Origin of the sequence: Microbacterium murale, assembly GCF_014635185.1 — a bacterium.
GTDB classification, from domain to species: Bacteria; Actinomycetota; Actinomycetes; order Actinomycetales; family Microbacteriaceae; genus Microbacterium; species Microbacterium murale.
Window position 1 is genome coordinate 211,873 of record NZ_BMCM01000006.1, and the last position, 15,090, is coordinate 226,962.

Annotated in this window: 16 protein-coding genes; 8 read left to right on the forward strand and 8 right to left on the reverse strand. The window is 63.4% G+C overall.

What is annotated here, in order from left to right; all coding sequences use genetic code 11:
• Nucleotides 1–26 precede the first annotated feature (26 nt).
• Together IEV67_RS16895 and IEV67_RS16900 are read right to left on the reverse strand one after the other, a co-directional pair.
• Complete coding sequence (locus IEV67_RS16895) at nucleotides 27–632, reverse strand: DUF305 domain-containing protein (RefSeq protein WP_188437868.1); 606 nt, start codon at nucleotides 630–632, stop codon at nucleotides 27–29.
• A gap of 97 nt (nucleotides 633–729) precedes the next feature.
• Nucleotides 730–1,170, reverse strand: a complete 441-nt coding sequence (locus IEV67_RS16900; protein ID WP_188437870.1) for a DUF6153 family protein — start codon at nucleotides 1,168–1,170, stop codon at nucleotides 730–732.
• A 234-nt stretch (nucleotides 1,171–1,404) separates the two neighbouring features.
• Here IEV67_RS16900 and IEV67_RS16905 point away from each other — a divergent pair, with 234 nt between their 5' ends.
• The 4 genes from IEV67_RS16905 to IEV67_RS16920 all read left to right on the forward strand — a co-directional run bounded on the left by IEV67_RS16905 (nucleotide 1,405) and on the right by IEV67_RS16920 (nucleotide 4,971).
• Nucleotides 1,405–1,665 carry a YHS domain-containing protein gene (locus IEV67_RS16905; RefSeq protein WP_188437872.1) on the forward strand — a complete coding sequence of 87 codons (261 nt, stop codon included), beginning with the start codon at nucleotides 1,405–1,407 and terminating at the stop codon, nucleotides 1,663–1,665.
• A gap of 61 nt (nucleotides 1,666–1,726) precedes the next feature.
• On the forward strand, nucleotides 1,727–3,925 hold the full coding sequence (locus IEV67_RS16910; RefSeq protein ID WP_188437874.1) for a heavy metal translocating P-type ATPase: 2,199 nt from the start codon (nucleotides 1,727–1,729) through the stop codon (nucleotides 3,923–3,925).
• Nucleotides 3,922–4,269, forward strand: coding sequence for a metal-sensitive transcriptional regulator (locus IEV67_RS16915; protein WP_188437877.1), 348 nt, complete (start codon nucleotides 3,922–3,924; stop codon nucleotides 4,267–4,269). Before IEV67_RS16910 ends, IEV67_RS16915 begins: the two co-directional genes overlap by 4 nt.
• Nucleotides 4,270–4,449: 180 nt before the next feature.
• A complete protein-coding gene (locus IEV67_RS16920) occupies nucleotides 4,450–4,971 on the forward strand; it encodes a hypothetical protein (RefSeq protein ID WP_188437879.1) in 522 nt (173 codons plus the stop codon).
• A 24-nt stretch (nucleotides 4,972–4,995) separates the two neighbouring features.
• Here IEV67_RS16920 and IEV67_RS16925 read toward each other — a convergent pair whose 3' ends face one another.
• On the reverse strand, nucleotides 4,996–5,370 hold the full coding sequence (locus tag IEV67_RS16925; protein ID WP_188437881.1) for a hypothetical protein: 375 nt from the start codon (nucleotides 5,368–5,370) through the stop codon (nucleotides 4,996–4,998).
• Here IEV67_RS16925 and IEV67_RS16930 point away from each other — a divergent pair.
• Nucleotides 5,369–5,698, forward strand: coding sequence for a hypothetical protein (locus IEV67_RS16930; protein WP_188437882.1), 330 nt, complete (start codon nucleotides 5,369–5,371; stop codon nucleotides 5,696–5,698). The two genes, IEV67_RS16925 and IEV67_RS16930, sit on opposite strands and share 2 nt — an antisense overlap.
• A gap of 25 nt (nucleotides 5,699–5,723) precedes the next feature.
• Here IEV67_RS16930 and IEV67_RS16935 read toward each other — a convergent pair whose 3' ends face one another.
• The gene (locus IEV67_RS16935; protein ID WP_188437883.1) at nucleotides 5,724–6,227 is read right to left on the reverse strand and encodes a hypothetical protein; all 504 of its coding nucleotides are present in this window, start codon (nucleotides 6,225–6,227) and stop codon (nucleotides 5,724–5,726) included.
• A gap of 200 nt (nucleotides 6,228–6,427) precedes the next feature.
• Between IEV67_RS16935 and IEV67_RS16940 the strand changes: the two genes are divergently transcribed.
• Nucleotides 6,428–6,673, forward strand: a complete 246-nt coding sequence (locus IEV67_RS16940) for a helix-turn-helix transcriptional regulator (protein WP_229703273.1) — start codon at nucleotides 6,428–6,430, stop codon at nucleotides 6,671–6,673.
• Between the two features lies 1 nt (nucleotide 6,674).
• Here the strand turns inward: IEV67_RS16940 and IEV67_RS19195 are convergent, their stop codons facing one another.
• The 4 genes from IEV67_RS19195 to IEV67_RS16960 all read right to left on the reverse strand — a co-directional run bounded on the left by IEV67_RS19195 (nucleotide 6,675) and on the right by IEV67_RS16960 (nucleotide 12,595).
• Complete coding sequence (locus IEV67_RS19195; protein ID WP_188437885.1) at nucleotides 6,675–7,721, reverse strand: TniQ family protein; 1,047 nt, start codon at nucleotides 7,719–7,721, stop codon at nucleotides 6,675–6,677.
• A 958-nt stretch (nucleotides 7,722–8,679) separates the two neighbouring features.
• On the reverse strand, nucleotides 8,680–9,771 hold the full coding sequence (locus IEV67_RS16950) for a TniB family NTP-binding protein (protein ID WP_188437886.1): 1,092 nt from the start codon (nucleotides 9,769–9,771) through the stop codon (nucleotides 8,680–8,682).
• 2 nt (nucleotides 9,772–9,773) lie between these two features.
• Nucleotides 9,774–11,735, reverse strand: a complete 1,962-nt coding sequence (locus tag IEV67_RS16955; protein WP_188437887.1) for a TnsB C-terminal domain-containing protein — start codon at nucleotides 11,733–11,735, stop codon at nucleotides 9,774–9,776.
• Between the two features lie 47 nt (nucleotides 11,736–11,782).
• Entirely contained in the window at nucleotides 11,783–12,595 is an 813-nt protein-coding gene (locus IEV67_RS16960) for a TnsA-like heteromeric transposase endonuclease subunit (protein ID WP_229703275.1), read from the reverse strand.
• Between the two features lie 319 nt (nucleotides 12,596–12,914).
• On the opposite strand from IEV67_RS16960, the gene IEV67_RS16965 reads away from it, so the two are divergent.
• Nucleotides 12,915–13,343 carry a MarR family winged helix-turn-helix transcriptional regulator gene (locus IEV67_RS16965; protein WP_188437889.1) on the forward strand — a complete coding sequence of 143 codons (429 nt, stop codon included), beginning with the start codon at nucleotides 12,915–12,917 and terminating at the stop codon, nucleotides 13,341–13,343.
• Nucleotides 13,344–13,434: 91 nt separating this feature from the next.
• On the forward strand, nucleotides 13,435–15,042 hold the full coding sequence (locus IEV67_RS16970) for an SPFH domain-containing protein (protein WP_188437890.1): 1,608 nt from the start codon (nucleotides 13,435–13,437) through the stop codon (nucleotides 15,040–15,042).
• Nucleotides 15,043–15,090 lie beyond the last annotated feature (48 nt).

The window sequence follows — 15,090 nt, forward strand, 5'->3', positions numbered from 1 at the left end:
TGTCGAGTGTCGGCCCGCCCGGTATGTCAGAGCTCGTTGAGGAGGTCCTGCATGGTGGAGATCTCGGCGGTCTGGTCGTCGATCACCTGCTGGGCAAGGTCAAGGACGTCCTGGTTCTGGCCGTCTTCGAGCGCGGTGCGCGCCATATCCACGGCGCCATCGTGATGCACGATCATCTGCTCGAGGAAGATGCGGCTTGCTTGCGTCGCATCTGCGTCTTCCAGCGCTGCCATGTCTTCCTCGGACATCATGCCGTCACCGGAGTCGTCCATCGATCCGTGGTCCATACCGCCCATGCCGTCAGGGTCGTATTCGACGCCCCAGTCGTCCAGCCAGCCGAGCATCAGCTCCATCTCTGGGCCTTGGGCATCCTTGATCTGCTGGGCGAGCTCAGCGACGGCCGGGTCGAGTCCGTCCTTCGCCAGCACGATGTCGGCCATCTCGATGGCCTGCTGGTGGTGCGGGATCATCATCGTTACGAACATCTCGTCGGCGTCATTCGCGGTGGCGGCCGAGGAGGTGTCCGACGAGGCGGTGTTTTCGCCTGTCGGCGCAGATGCGTCAGAGCAGCCAGTGAGAACGAGAGCGAGGCTGAGCACGCCAGTGCCGAGGGCAAGGGGAAGCTTCTTCATGAGTAATTCCTTCGATTGAGTCAGATATGAGGGGTCGTAGATACAGCGCCGCGCAGAGGCGACGCCACGATGTCGGCAAGACGCCGACGACGACCGATCAGGTACGACTAATCGAAAGGAATATGAGTGAGGGTGTGCGCGGCAGGATGCTCACAGCCCGCAAGCGCAAAGAAGATACCAGTGCCTGCAGGGGCGGTCCGAGATGCTCCAGGAGCATCGGGCGAAACAGCAGAAGAAGACCGGCGAGCAGCGCGAGGACACACGCGGTGACCATGTCCGAATGGCTTTGCCCTGTTCCCATCACGCACGTGTCATCACACGCGACAGAGCCGCTAGTTTCAGAGGTGGCTGCCATCGGCGCGGAGTGATCGGTGGCCGTTGACACTGTCGCGGAATGGTGGGCGTCGTGGCCTGCCATGTCGGCGCTGAAGGTGTGCATGCCGAGCAGCCCCACGATGATCATGAGTGCAGCACCGGCGATCAGCAAAAGTGCGCGCAACGATAGCTGCTGACGCGCGATGCGTAGCGTGATCTGCATGCTCGACCCTCCGCTCCTTCACACACGCTAACACCCCGACTTCGCGAACACCCTGGGGAGAAACCCGCCGCCGCCGAGCGCGTGATGGGTCTGACACAATGCGCGGATCTCGCCGATCAGACGGTCGCCCGATGGTGGTGAAGCCTGTTCCGCTCACTCTACAGGAATACCCCTAGGGGGTATATGGTTGTGCGTGTCAGAGTCGAACCGCGAAGCCTGAAAGAGGAACACACCATGTCCGATTCCCCCGCTGGATCCTGCTGCAGCCACAACAGCCACGGTGCGGTCGCCGCCGATGGGCGCAAGGATCTGCTCGCCCCATCCGCGGACGAGCTCGCCGAATGTCCGGTGATGGTCGGCAGCACCGTCGTCAAGGCAGATGCAGAAGCCGCGGGCTTGTTCCGTGACTACGAGGGCGCCCGCTACTACTTCTGCTGCGCAGGATGCGGCCCCCGGTTCGACGCGGACCCTGCAAAGTACGTCGCAGCCGCCTGAGCACACCCACCGCCACCAAAAGCACCCTGCACGGCGTCACCATTCCGAGGAGGATCGATCCATGAGCAACTCGCACCACGACGGCGTTGAACACACCGACGGACATCACGAGTCCCATCACGAGATGGCGCATCATGCCCATGCGGATGTTGCCGATGCCGACACCGAGGGCTCCTCGCACCTTCCACATCCCGACACGATGTCGCACGGCGCGCACGGCGCCGAAGGAGGGCACGACGCTCACGGGTCCCACGAGGGGCACGGTGGCCATGCGGGACACGGAGACCATGTCGGTCAGTTCCGTCGGTTGTTCTGGATCATGCTCATTCTGGCGGTCCCGACCGTTGCCTTGTCGGGCATGTTCTCGATGATCCTCGGCTACCCGCTCCCGGACATCCCAGGGATCAAGTGGGTGTCCCCGGTGCTGGGAACAGTGATGTATGTCTGGGGAGGGAAACCGTTCCTCGTCGGCGCCGTCAGCGAGATCCGCTCCCGCAAACCGGGCATGATGCTTCTGATCGGCCTCGCGATCACCGTCGCATTCGTCGCGTCGTGGGGTGCGACTCTCAGCCTGTTGCATCATGAGCTCGTCTTCTGGTGGGAGCTGGCGCTCCTCATCGTCATCATGCTGCTCGGCCACTGGATCGAGATGCGCTCCCTCGCCCAAACCACCTCCGCCCTCGACTCCCTGGCAGCACTCCTGCCAGACGAGGCAGAACGCGTCGAGAACGACGAAGTCGTCGTCGTCTCACCCACCGACCTCGCCGTCGGCGACGTCGTCGTCATCCGACCCGGAGGCAGCGTGCCGGCAGACGGGCGCATCGTCGATGGACGCGCGTCAATGGACGAATCCATGGTCACCGGCGAATCCCGCACCGTCACCCGCGGCACCGGCGACCCGGTCGCGGCGGGCACTGTCGCCACCGATTCCGGGCTCCGTGTCGAAATCACCGCGACCGGCGACGACACCACCCTCGCCGGCATCCAGCGTCTGGTGACCGAAGCGCAGAGCTCATCGTCCCGTGCCCAACGCCTCGCCGACACCGCCGCCGGATGGCTTTTCTGGTTCGCACTCGGATCAGGCGCCATCACCGCACTCGTATGGACACTGGTGGGATTCCCCGACGCCGCCGTCATCCGCACCATCACCGTCCTAGTAATCGCCTGCCCCCACGCACTCGGACTGGCCATCCCGCTGGTCGTGTCCATCGCGACCGAGCGCGCCGCGCGCGGCGGTGTGCTCGTCAAAGACCGTCTGGCATTGGAAAGCATGCGCACCGTCGACACCGTGCTGTTCGACAAGACCGGCACCCTCACGAAGGGCGAGCCCAGCATCTCCGAAGTATCGGTCACCGATGGAGGCGACCCCGACCAGGTTCTCGCCCTTGCGGCCGCCGCGGAAGCCGACAGTGAGCACCCTCTGGCGAAAGCGATCGTCCGCGCCGCCGCAGAGAAGAACCTCACGGTGCCCGGAAGCCACGACTTCACCTCGTCTCCCGCGGTTGGTGTCACCGCCACCGTCGACGGCACCACGGTCCGCGTTGGCGGACCACACCTTCTCGCGGAGGAAAGCGCGGACGAACTCCCCATCGCCGACACCTGGCGCACGGACGGCGCCATCATCCTCCACGTCATTCAAGACGGACGAGTGATCGGTGCGCTGAAGCTTGCCGACGAGGTGCGGTCGGAGTCGCGCGAAGCGGTCGACGCCCTACACGTCCTCGGCGTGCAAGTGGTCATGATCACCGGCGATGCCGAAGCGGTCGCACACGCCGTCGCTCAAGATCTCGGCATCGATCGGGTCTTCGCCGGCGTGCGCCCAGAAGACAAGGCCGCGAAGGTCCAGGAGCTCCAGCGAGAAGGTCGGAAGGTCGCGATGGTCGGCGACGGCGTCAATGACGCCCCCGCCCTCGCCCAAGCCGATGTCGGGCTCGCAATCGGGGCCGGCACTGACGTTGCGATTGCCTCGGCTGGCGTCATCCTCGCCAGCGATGACCCCCGCTCCGTGCTCTCGGTGATCGAACTGTCCCGTGCCGCGTACCGGAAGATGAAGCAGAACCTCTGGTGGGCTGCGGGCTACAACCTCATCTCCGTCCCCCTCGCGGCCGGTGTCCTCGCCCCCATTGGGTTCGTGCTGCCGATGTCGGTCGGCGCGGTCCTCATGTCGCTGTCCACAATTGTCGTCGCCCTCAACGCCCAGCTGCTGCGCCGCCTGGACCTTCGTCCCGAGACCACGACCCGCGCCATCCTCGACCGATGACCATGTCGAATCCGGAGAAGATGATGACCAACGTCATCGCGCCTGCAACCTCGTGTGACCACGGCGAGCACGGCTACATCACCGACAAATCCCGCTACCTCGCCCGCCTCAAACGCATCGAAGGCCAAGCACGCGGCGTGCACCGCATGGTCGAAGAAGAGCAATACTGCATCGACATACTCACCCAAATCTCAGCCCTCACCAGCGCCCTGCAAAGCATCGCCGTCGGGCTCCTCGAAGACCACCTCCGCCACTGCGTCACCGACGCCGTCCGCGCCGGCAGAGACACCGCCGAGGACAAGATTCGGGAAGCATCTCAAGCCATCGGTCGTCTGATCCGGTGAAATGACGCTGCTCTAAATCCACCCCGCTCCGCGATCGCGCACGTCAGAATACGCCGAATAGACCGCGCTGACGATCTCGAGTATCGACAACCAAATCAGTTGGCTCGGTCGCATCTCGCGTGCTGCACCGATACATTCAAGGTAGCTATTGAACGCCGTAGCGACTGGAAGGCACCCATCGTGTTGCACGCCTCTGACGGGGCCCGCGGAGTCCTGATCGCGCTGGACGTCGACGGCACGATCGCGAGGATCTATCACGATCATGAGCAAGAGAGCCAGCGCACCGCACCTGGTTGGCACTCGTGGATGGCTGTCAGCGACGAGGTCGTCGATGCTCTGGAGGCGCTCACCTTGCACCCCCGCGTTCAGGTCGCCTGGTTGACAACCTGGTCGCATGATCAGGTCAGGTGGCTGATCCAAGGACCGTTACGGGGCAAACTCGACGGCGCATACGTACCGTGGCAAAACTGGCCAAACGAGGGATGGCGGATGCAAAGCCTGATCTCCTATGTTCGGAGGTCAAACACCAGCGCGGTCGCATGGGCAGACGATCGGGCGCCAGACGATGCGGTGAGCCGGCTGACCGGAATGACGGAAGTTCCTTCGTTCGTTGTGGTGCCCGACAAGTTCGTCGGACTCACGGTCGCCGACATCGACTGCATCCGGGACTTCCTAGACGAACATCTGGAGCCCCGATCGTAACGTTGCGCCTAGCACCGTCGAAGATCACGCCCGCGAGGCGGCCCTCTCCCGGGCGTGATCACCACAAAGGGTCCACACCCACATTCGGATTGTGTAGGTCCGTGCTGGCGCGCCGCATTCTTCGCAAGTCTCGATGCTCTCCCATTCCGCGGCTCGGATCGCCTCGTGAAACTCTTCGTTGTAGTCGTACGGGTCCTCAGAGGCTCTGGCGTAGAAGCTCAGCGACCCGAACTTCGACTTGACCTGCTGCACGACGTACGCCGGCGCGATCGATGACAGCCGCTCGTCGAGACGTCCGAGGAGCGGGTACCAGCCCGGGCTTACGTCAACGGCTGCGAGCCAGCTGGGCTCGATGCGAGCGACGATCCGTTGGACCTCCGGCGGGTAGTTCTCCTCCATGTCAGCTCTGATCCCACGCCTCGACGAGGTACCACTTTTCGTCATCGAGGTCGGCGATGGCTTCGACGCCGGAGGCCGCGAAGTCATTCTTGATGTCTCGGCCCTGCGCGTGGAAGAGGAACGGGTATCCACCGCCGTGCAGCATTCTCGCTCTTCCTTCCTCGGAAGCTTTGAGGAGATGATCGACCCACGTTCGATACGGGACGTCGGCGAGCGTCTCGGCAGCCAGCGTCTGGAAGTATGTCGTCACCTGCCGATACGGAACCTCGCGGATCCGATCGAATTTCGCATCACCAACGCCTGGCGCGACTTGGTACACAGTCGCTGAGTATCCGAGCATCTTGCCTCTCCCTTCATCTCACACCTTCATCGATATCGGTAAGCACCGACATCGCAGATACGTCGATTTTGTTTCCCGCGATCACCCCTGCGCGAGTCTGCTGCCGTCGCCGTGACCGTTCGCGAAACTCACGCCCGACACGAAGGCTGCGCATGACTCCCTTGTCGAAGCTGATCATTCCTCGCCTCCGCCACTCGATCGCGGCTTGGCCACGAAACCCCGCGACTGCTCGCCTACGCTCGATGAAATCAAGGCTCCGCGGCATCGGCCCAGGGAGACCGCCGGTGTCTGGGAGCAGATGCGTGAACAGCTCCGCGTAAGTCGGTCCAGCAGCAGTACGCCGGCGCGTCTGAGCGACGAAGATCGCCGCGGCAAGCGCCCATTGTTCAGCGGTGTCGTCGCCGGTGAACTCCTCGAAAACGTAAACCCATGCGGCGGGTGGGGGCGCTGCTATGCCCTGCCACCAGACTGGATATGACTCGCCCATCTCAACCATCGCATTCGCGGTCGCATGCACGGGCCTACCCCGGGATGCGACCGCTTTTTATCGGGATGGGCAGCACACGTGCAGGGAATGGCGGAGCGATCCGACGAGGACGAGATTGTTTCGTATGGCCTTCCAAATTATGCCATACCGATTAGGCCACACCACTTGCTCCTACTCGCGACGCTGGTTAGGTGCCTCGACGGAACGACAAGACTGAAGCGGAGTGGAGCGTGTATTCGCAACGCTTCGCGACATCGCTTCGTTCCGCGCGCCAGCGCGCCGGACTGAGTCAAGAGGATGTCGCTTACCGCGCCGGCCTCACGCGCTACACGTACCAGAAGTACGAAAAGGGCGAGTCTCGCCCCGGATCTCCGGCGAACCCGACGCTTCGCACCGTCCTCGCTCTCTCGCAGGTGCTCGGGACTTCGCTGGCGGATCTGGTTCCGGGAGACGCCCCCGATCTTCGAAGCCGCTAAGTCACTGCAGCGCCAACTCATCTGGTTCCAGGGGAAATCTTCGGGTCACGCTCAGTCGAGACGTGCCCTCAGTATGGCCTCGCCTGAGTCCGTCCAGTATTCGTGGCGAGACGTGCCGCAGCAGGCATGCCCGTTTCGTGCCCGAAGCGACGATTAGCGCGCGATCTTGCGGGCATAGCGCGTTCTTGGCGCTCTTGGTTCGTCTGAGCCCAGCAGCGTAGAGAACCGCACGGTGCGCGTGACCGATGACCGCACCAGCCCAGTCGTGAAGACTGTCGTTTACGGTTGCACCAAGCGTGTTTGCGATGACGTTTGCGAAGCCGTCGATCTGTGGCAGCGCCGATCGCGACACTTGGAGGACGCCGCGAAGTATCCGTGGGCTCATGGCGACCTCGACGATTCTCACTACTTCGGGATAGCCGCATAGCATCACTTCCTCGAAGCTGGCGGGGCCAGCTAAGCCGAACCGTTGGGCGCGCTCTTCGAGGAATGTGCCACCATCGTTTCCTTGGGCCCATGCGAGTATCGCTGCGGCCGCGAGGTTGAATTCGCCGGTATGTATTGCGATGCCACGTTCCCACAGGGGTCCACGCAGGTTCCGTTCCGCCTGACTCATGTACGTCCCGGCGGGGAGCTTGACGGCCAGACCCCGTAGGGTCCAGCGACTGTGCATCAGGCAGAGAGGTCCGGTTCTCGCTCTGGTAGTGGTTGTGAATCCGCCGGCGCATTCTGCGCAAGCAGCGTGTGGTTCGGCAAGCGTGCGGCACCGCCAGCACTTCTGTGGCACCCAGCGCGGATGACCGCAGCGAGTCCACATCCCGTGCTCTTCGAAAGACACCTCGAGGGCATCATCCGGCAAGCCGCAGAGCCGGGCTAGCGCGACCGCGACACGTGGATCACTGTCGCTCCACGTTGACCGTCCCGCCTCCCGAATCAGCGCGCGACGGATTTCGCCGACTTCCAGACAATGGCTCTCGGCTAGGCGTCCGATATACCCGCTGATGGTCTCGGCGGGCACCGGTTCGACGTAGATCGGCAGGGTGCGCATCGCGTCTATTGACGGCGTGGAGGTCGGCCGCGCCCCGCCGTCAGTGGACGACGGGCATCGTCATGGCGCAGAAAGACAGCTCGAATGCGCGGAACACTGTCACGGACCAGGATGCCAAGCGTCCCCATTTCAACGGAACGGCCGTGCCGCAGGGGCCTCGTCGCTGATTCGCCCAGTCGCAGTTCGCGACCGGACGCCAGGAACGTCTCACGCACGGAACTGAGCCTGCTCCGAGATCTCGACGCGACTGCCGCCGCACTTGCCTCGACCATTGCGGCGACGGGCAGGTGTCCGATCTGTCTGTTGCGAAGGAACGCCTGTGCCCAAGGCGCCGTGAGGAATGCGGTCAGTTCGACGGCGTCAGGATAGAAGTCGCGCAGGCGCTGGTCTGCACTGCGGTCGGAGCTATCGCGGTCGACAAGTCCACGGTAGGTCGAGATGAGTTCGCAAGCGAGCTCGAGCTCACCCGTGTCGAGGCCGATCCCGCGCGCCCATAGAGTTCCTGTCAGGCATCTTTCCGCGCGTGCATATGCGGCTCGGGTCCCAATGCCGTCGTCGCGTCCGTCGTAGTGCCAACGTCCGTGGCGTGCGCAGAAGGCGCCAGCTCGGGACTGGACTTCGACGTGCGCGCCACCCGCGCAGCGTCGACACATCGTGAGCGGCTTGGGGAGCGCAGCACAGGTTGCGCATTGCGAGTGGGCCCATCCGCTGTGCATGCAACGGGTGAAAAGTCGGCTCCTGGTGTCATCCTCGTCGAACCAGTTCGCGGGCAAACCGGCGAGCTGTGCGACCACTCGAGGCACGGCCTCCGGTGTTGTCCGCAACGGAAGCCCCCGCTGCGACTTCCGTATGGCGGTCCAGAGTTCTCCGGGTGTCAGTGCGTTGCGGGTGACGAGACGGGCATAGATGCTCGCGACTGTTTCGCCCCGGAATGCTCGCACGGGCGCGGGCAGTGCCCTCATTGCCGGACTTTTTCCCGCCGACCTCTGCGGCGTTTCGCCCCTGTTCCAGCCTCGTCGGCGACGCGGTCTTCTAGTTTTCGGATGGTCGCGAGCACAACCAGGAGGTTGTCCAGGTCCAGTCGTTCTGATCCATCGTGTATCGCATCGCGGGCGCAGCGGCGGATTGCTTTGGCCATGCGCCCCAGCGATCCGCGTGAGATGTCGCGGAGTTCGGCCGCGATCCTCAAGATATCGCCCTCCGGTTGATCGATGAGGCAGAGTGACGTTTCCAGCTCAGCGAGGATCCTGCCCCATACGGCGGCGCCTTCGTTGGTCGCAATGTCGTACTCGTCGAACTGCACGGTCTCGAATCGCGCCATGATCTGTTCTCCGCGTGAACCCCAGAACAGCCCGTTGCGTGCGACGTCTACTCCGGCGTAGATCATCGTGCCAGGGAACCGTTCAGACAATTCCTTCAGGGCGTCGGCCGCTCCCTCGTTCGCGTGATATCGAAGGTCGAGTCGATGGATGTCATCGATGATGACGATCTCCGTCGCGCATTCCCGCATTACGTTGCAGACGCGAGCCAGGAGGGTCTCGTAGGAGGCCGTCTGCGAGTAGGGAAGTGCATAGAAGTCAGCGAGCTTCTTCATCATTGTCTTCTCTGTCGCGTGGGTCGGCACCTGGGCGAAGGCGACGGGAATCAGATCTCGCTTCTTTTGGATACTTCTGGCGCGGCGTGCCCGCTCGAATGCGCGGCCGAACTCCTGGACCGCGGTGGTCTTGCCCATGCTGGGGCGGCCAGAGATAATCACACCGGACTTGCTGGCGTCCGGTGAACGGTTGTCGGCCATGGCGTTACGAGCTGCGGCAGCGAAGCTACGTAGCGAGGGGGTGGAGATTCGCGCGCCGACGGACATGAATCTTTCCCGGGCGATGTTGTAGAGCGCGCGGTCAGAAGAGGCCATCGCGTCGTACTCGCGCATGCTGCAAGGAACCGGTTGATCCGCCTCGAACTCAACGAACTCTCGCCAACCCTCCTTCGTCGTGTATTCGAAGTTGACGGTGGGGGCATCGAAGTCGAAGTCGGTCAGCAGGTCGTCAAACATGGCTATCCGCCTTCTGTTTGTCGCGTGAAGCCGAAGGGCGGGGCCACCGGCCAGATGGGCTTCTTGTCGTCGTGGACAGTCGTGGGGGCGATACCGCTATCCGCGGAGGTCGCGGCCTCAGCGGTCGCCTCTTGAAAGTTGGTTTTCGCGATCTGGTTTGTGATCCCGAGCAGGTCGGACGCGTTTGATTTCTCGCGCTTCTTTTCGCGTGCGGTGAGCGGCTTATTGCCGGTGTTCATGAAGCGACGCATGACTTCATTGAGGTCGTCCTGACTCGGTTCCTCACCCCGGGTGGCCGCCTGCGCCCGGGCCACGCGCCAGACCTCGTTTGCCATGGGCGCACCGTTGTGCGGCGAACGCCAGGTGAGCGGAACGAAGGAATCTCCAATTTCTATCCAAACGGTCATGGGGTTGTAAGGGTCAACATGGATCGGCCACTTGCCGCCGTGGTTGCGGTGTCGAGAGCGTACGTTGCGGATTGCGCTGAGGGCCTCGGAGTCGTAGATCCGGAGATCGAGGTTGATACCGTACGGCAGCACTGTGCGCCACCTTGTGGGCAGCATGGCCAGGTATCGATCGGCGTCCAGAGGTACGTGGAACTCAGGCGCGATTTCTCGGAAAGCGTCAACCATCTGGTTGGGGGTCAACTTCAGTCTCGGGTTCCGCGGATCTCGAAGCGCACTGTGAGGACGGTTTTGCCAAGCGACTGCGATCCAGTCTTCGAGTAGTTCCTGCAACTGTTCCAGGGTGAGAAGTTCGCTGGTCGAGATCGACTCGTCACCTCGCATGTCAGGGCTTTCGCCGAGGAAGCTGATGGCGTATTGGGTGAACAGGACCTTGATCGTGTCGAACATCTTCTCGACCTTGGCCTTGTGCGTCGGCGTGTACTTTGCGGCCAAAGTGAGAGAGATGCCGAGGGATCGGCAGGCGTCAGTGAAGTGGCGTGAGACATAGGCGGATCCGTGGTCTGTGGTGATGGTTTCCGGGAAGATATACGCCTGCGCGTCCCTGGCGTGTTCGAACCGTTGAGCTAGGAGCTCGTCCTCTCCTATCCAGGCTTCCGACGTGGCGCGGCGGTTTGCTCGGACTCCCTCAGGTCGGAATGCGTACGGAACGAGGGCACGAGCGAGTACGACCACCAGGTCGATGCTTCGGGTGCCGACTGTCACGATGGCCGATAGCACGCTGCGGGACGCCTCGTCGAGGAGAATCGTCAGGTCAGGCCGCACGGACTGGCCGTCACATTCGACCATGATTTCCATTGGGGTGGTGTCGATCAGTACCTGCTCACCAGGCCTGACACCTACTCGGTTCCCGAACATATGCGACGGTTGGTTTGCTTTGGTGCGCCGGGTTCGCGCGCTGCCGAAGGTGTACCTGCCTCCCTCAATCTCCCCCAAAAGCCGAAAGAGTGTGGCTCGGCTCGGTACCGGGACGACGCCAGGGCCGTGGCGTTGTTCGAGCTCCCGCAAGGCGAGCCAGATCACCCGTGTCCCGGTCCCGGTGGATTTTCGGGTCTGGTCGCCGACCACGTGTGCGAACGCTTCTACGAGGCGAGCATCGTAGGCGCGGGGCGGCATGTTGGCGAGCCCGAAGCGTCGCCCATCGAGTAGGCCGCCGACCCCGGAGGCTTCCAGTGCCGCGCGTTGACGTTGAACCTTGCGCGGCGAATAGTCGGTGCCGAGTCGACGGTTGACGTTCTCGATGATGATCTTCGATGCGTCAGCCTGCAGAATGCCCTTGTCTATGAGGTCGGCATACCGATCGAGCTCGTCGAGCCAGACGTCGACGACTTTGCGGTCGGGTGGTTCAAGTTCATCGAGAATTCGAAGGTCCAAGACCTCGGCGACTGTCCGTGCTGTCGCCGGCTCTGCCTCGACTTGCAGGTCGATGGCGAGAACCTCGATGTCGTCGTCGCCGTCCACTGGGCGAAGGGTCAGGTACGACGGACGCACGAGCACCACGTGGTGATCTTCACCGCGCCATCGGAGGAGATCCCCGGGGTGGACAATCATCGCTCAGACCCGAAGTGCACGGTCGACGCCATGGACAGGGGGCGGCCCAGGTCCGCTCTGGCGCGGTTGAGCCAGACAAGTGCGTATGCGGCGCCCCGTGCCGAATGCGTGGCGTCGCCGAGCGTTCTGACGAGTGCACCGAGAGACATCGAACCGTTCGACGGCAATTTCGTGAGGTCTATACCATCGAGCCAGATCGGGTCTCGGTAGCGGAGGAGGAATCGAAGGTTCTCTTGCGTGGCGCCCGGAAGGGAGTCGAACACGAGGTAGTCCCATCCGAGCGCTGCCGCCAACCGACGAGTGAGCTCGAACTTGGCGGCATCAAGTGGTTTGATCCTCGACCGTTCGCGCACGTCGACCAACAGAGCACTTCCGTCGTCGCGACGTACGAAGTAGTCCGGGGCGTGAGATCGTCGGGTGCTACGCCAATCGATCCACATAGGTTGGGCAATCACGCTTCGTGCAGTGCCCGTCCTATCTAGAGTTGCCAAGAAGGCTCGCTCCCAAAACGACTCGAACGGGACGTGCTCGTCGGTCGAGGAAAGCCAGAACCTGCCCTCGAAATTCCGCTTCTGCGGGTACGAGACGAACGATCGGACCTGATCCGCATCCTCGAAAGAGATTCCCGCGGCGTCCGAAGAGTCGACCTCGAGTTCAAATCCGTGCAGCGAATACCGGATCGCGGCATCAAGGGCGTTCGTGCCATCGAGCGCGGCAAGCCAATCAGTGGTTAGAGTCACGGCGGAGCTCCCAACCGGGGCCCGGTGTTCCGCGGGGGTTCCGTGGAGCGGTCCCGACTTGCAACGCAAGCTACGCCTCCGTGAGAGGCCGCCTGTTGTAGACACGCCGCGTCGTGCCAACTGGGGTGAGATATGCCAGGTCGAATGAGACGGCCGTCAACTCGAATGAGATTTTGCCAACTCGAGTGAGACAGGACACTCGAACCGCGCCAAAATTTCCGTGACCAAACCGTTGCATTCGTTACCGCCCCGTTATACAGTGATCACACGGTGAATGTTTGCTGTGGCATCCACCGCATGTGATTGCAGGACACTCTTGGTGCAAGGGACAAGGGCCGGTCGGGAGCCTCTCCGACCGGCCCTTCACCATTCCTACTAATCTGTATTCATGACGGATCGCAAGCTGGCGCTCGAGACCTGGGAGAGCCTTTTCCGTGCCCAGCACGAACTCTTCATGGCCATGGCCGCTGATTTCGACGGCACCGCGATCACGCAGGCCGAGTACGACGTGCTGCTCACGGTCGTCCGTTCACCCGAGATGACAGCGCGACTCCGCGATGTCACCTCGAACATGCTCATCAGCCAGCCGAGCGTCTCGCGGCTCGTCGACCGGATGGTCGCGCGCGGACTGATCCAGAAGTGCCCCGACCCGGAAGACGGCCGGGGTGCACTGATCCGTGCGACCGAAGACGGCGCCCGTGCGTTCCGCGCAGTCGCGACCGTCCACGGGCGCTCGATCGCGCAACGCATGTCGAAGCTCGACGACGACGAACTGCGCACGCTGCACGCACTCACTGAGAAGCTCCGCGGCCTCTGACGGCATTCCTCCCCTTCGACGACATGTCGATCTCTGACATAGTCGATGCAGAAGCAGCCTTCGCAGAAGCGGGGGCAGGGAGGGAACTTTCATGGAGATCGCCGGAGCTGTCGGCATTCTGATTCTCGTCGGCATTGCTGTCGTCGTACTGATCGTGGTCGGGCTGATCGTGCTGCTGTTCGCGCGCAGCTGGATCAAGGTCGCGCGCGCCGATGAGGCGCTCGTCATATCGGGTCGCAAGCAGAAGGTGCAACGCGCCATCGTGAACGCGGATGGCACGAGCAGTTCGGAGAGCGTCGACTCGCCCGTCACGGTGATCGTGAACGGCAAATCTCTCGTCAACCCCATCACCCAGCGCCACGAGATCATCTCGCTGCGCTCGCGCCAGGTCTCCTTGAACGCCGAGGCGCAGTCCCTGGACAGCGTCACGCTGAACGTCGACGGCGTCGCGATCGTGAAGATCGGCTCCGATCCCCTGTACGTCCGCCGTGCCGCCGAGCGATTCGCCTCGCAGGATGCCGCTATCGAGCAGTTCACGACCGAGCAGCTCGAAGGTGCGCTCCGCGGCATCGTCGCCACCCTCTCAGTCGTCGAACTCATGCGCGACCGCAAGAAGTTCTCCGACCAGATCGCCGCCGACGTCTCGCAGGATCTGGCCGAACAGGGCCTCATCCTCGATTCCTTCCAGATCAAGGGCATCACCGACAAGGTCGGCTACATCCAGTCCCTCGGCGCCCCCGAGATCCAGGCGAAGCGCCAGTCGGCCGAGATCTCGCAGACCAACGCCGACCGCGCGATCAACCAGAAGAACATCGCCAACCAAGAAGCCAATCTGATCGAGCAGACCGCTCTCGACACGAACACGGCCAACTCCAACGCCGGCATCGGTCGAGCTCGCGCCGAGGCGGAGCAGGCAGAGAACCTCGCCCGCGAGCAGGCGCAGCAGGCCGTGCTGCAACAGCAGGCCGAGAACCGTCAAGCGCAGCTGGATGCTGACGTCAAGCGTGTCGCCGACGCCCAGCGCTACGAGGCAGAGACCCGCGCCCAGGCCGAGCTCTACACACGTGAACGGGCCGCAGAGGCCGGTGCTATCGAGCAGGTCAAGCAGGCCGAGGCCCGCACCCGCATCGCCGAGCAGCAGGCCCAGGCCGACCGTGCCCGCGCCGACGGTGAAGCGGCGGCCGCCGTCGCGAAGGCCACCGGTGACGCCGACGCGCTGCGCGCACAGGCCGAGGCAGAAGCCGAGGCCCGCCGTCTGCGCGCCAACGCGGAGGCAGACGCCATCCGCGCCGAGGGTGACGCACGTGCGGCCGCGCTCGAGGCAGAGGCGAAGGCCATCGCATCCAACCAGGAGGCGTTCCTCTCCCAGCGCGTTCTCGACGTGCTGCCGAACATCATGAGCGAATTCGCGAAGGGGTACGCCACGATCGGAAGCGTCTCGATCATCGGCGGTTCCGGCAACGACGGCGCTTCGGATGTCGTCGGCGCCGACAGTGCGAAGGCGCTGAAGTCTGTGTTCGACAGCGTGAGTTCGGCCACCGGCCTCGATCTCGCCGCGATCATCCAGGGTCAGGCCGTCGGCCGCGGCATCGGAGAGAGCATCTCGAATGCCCAGGCTCCTGCTCCGGCGAAGAAACCGAAGGCGAAGGCGGCCGACTCGGCTGCCGCTCCCCCGCCCCCGCCCGCATCGGCCGAGTAGTCGGCAGACGAAGAGCGGATGCCGCGTGCCACATCGGCCGCGGCATCC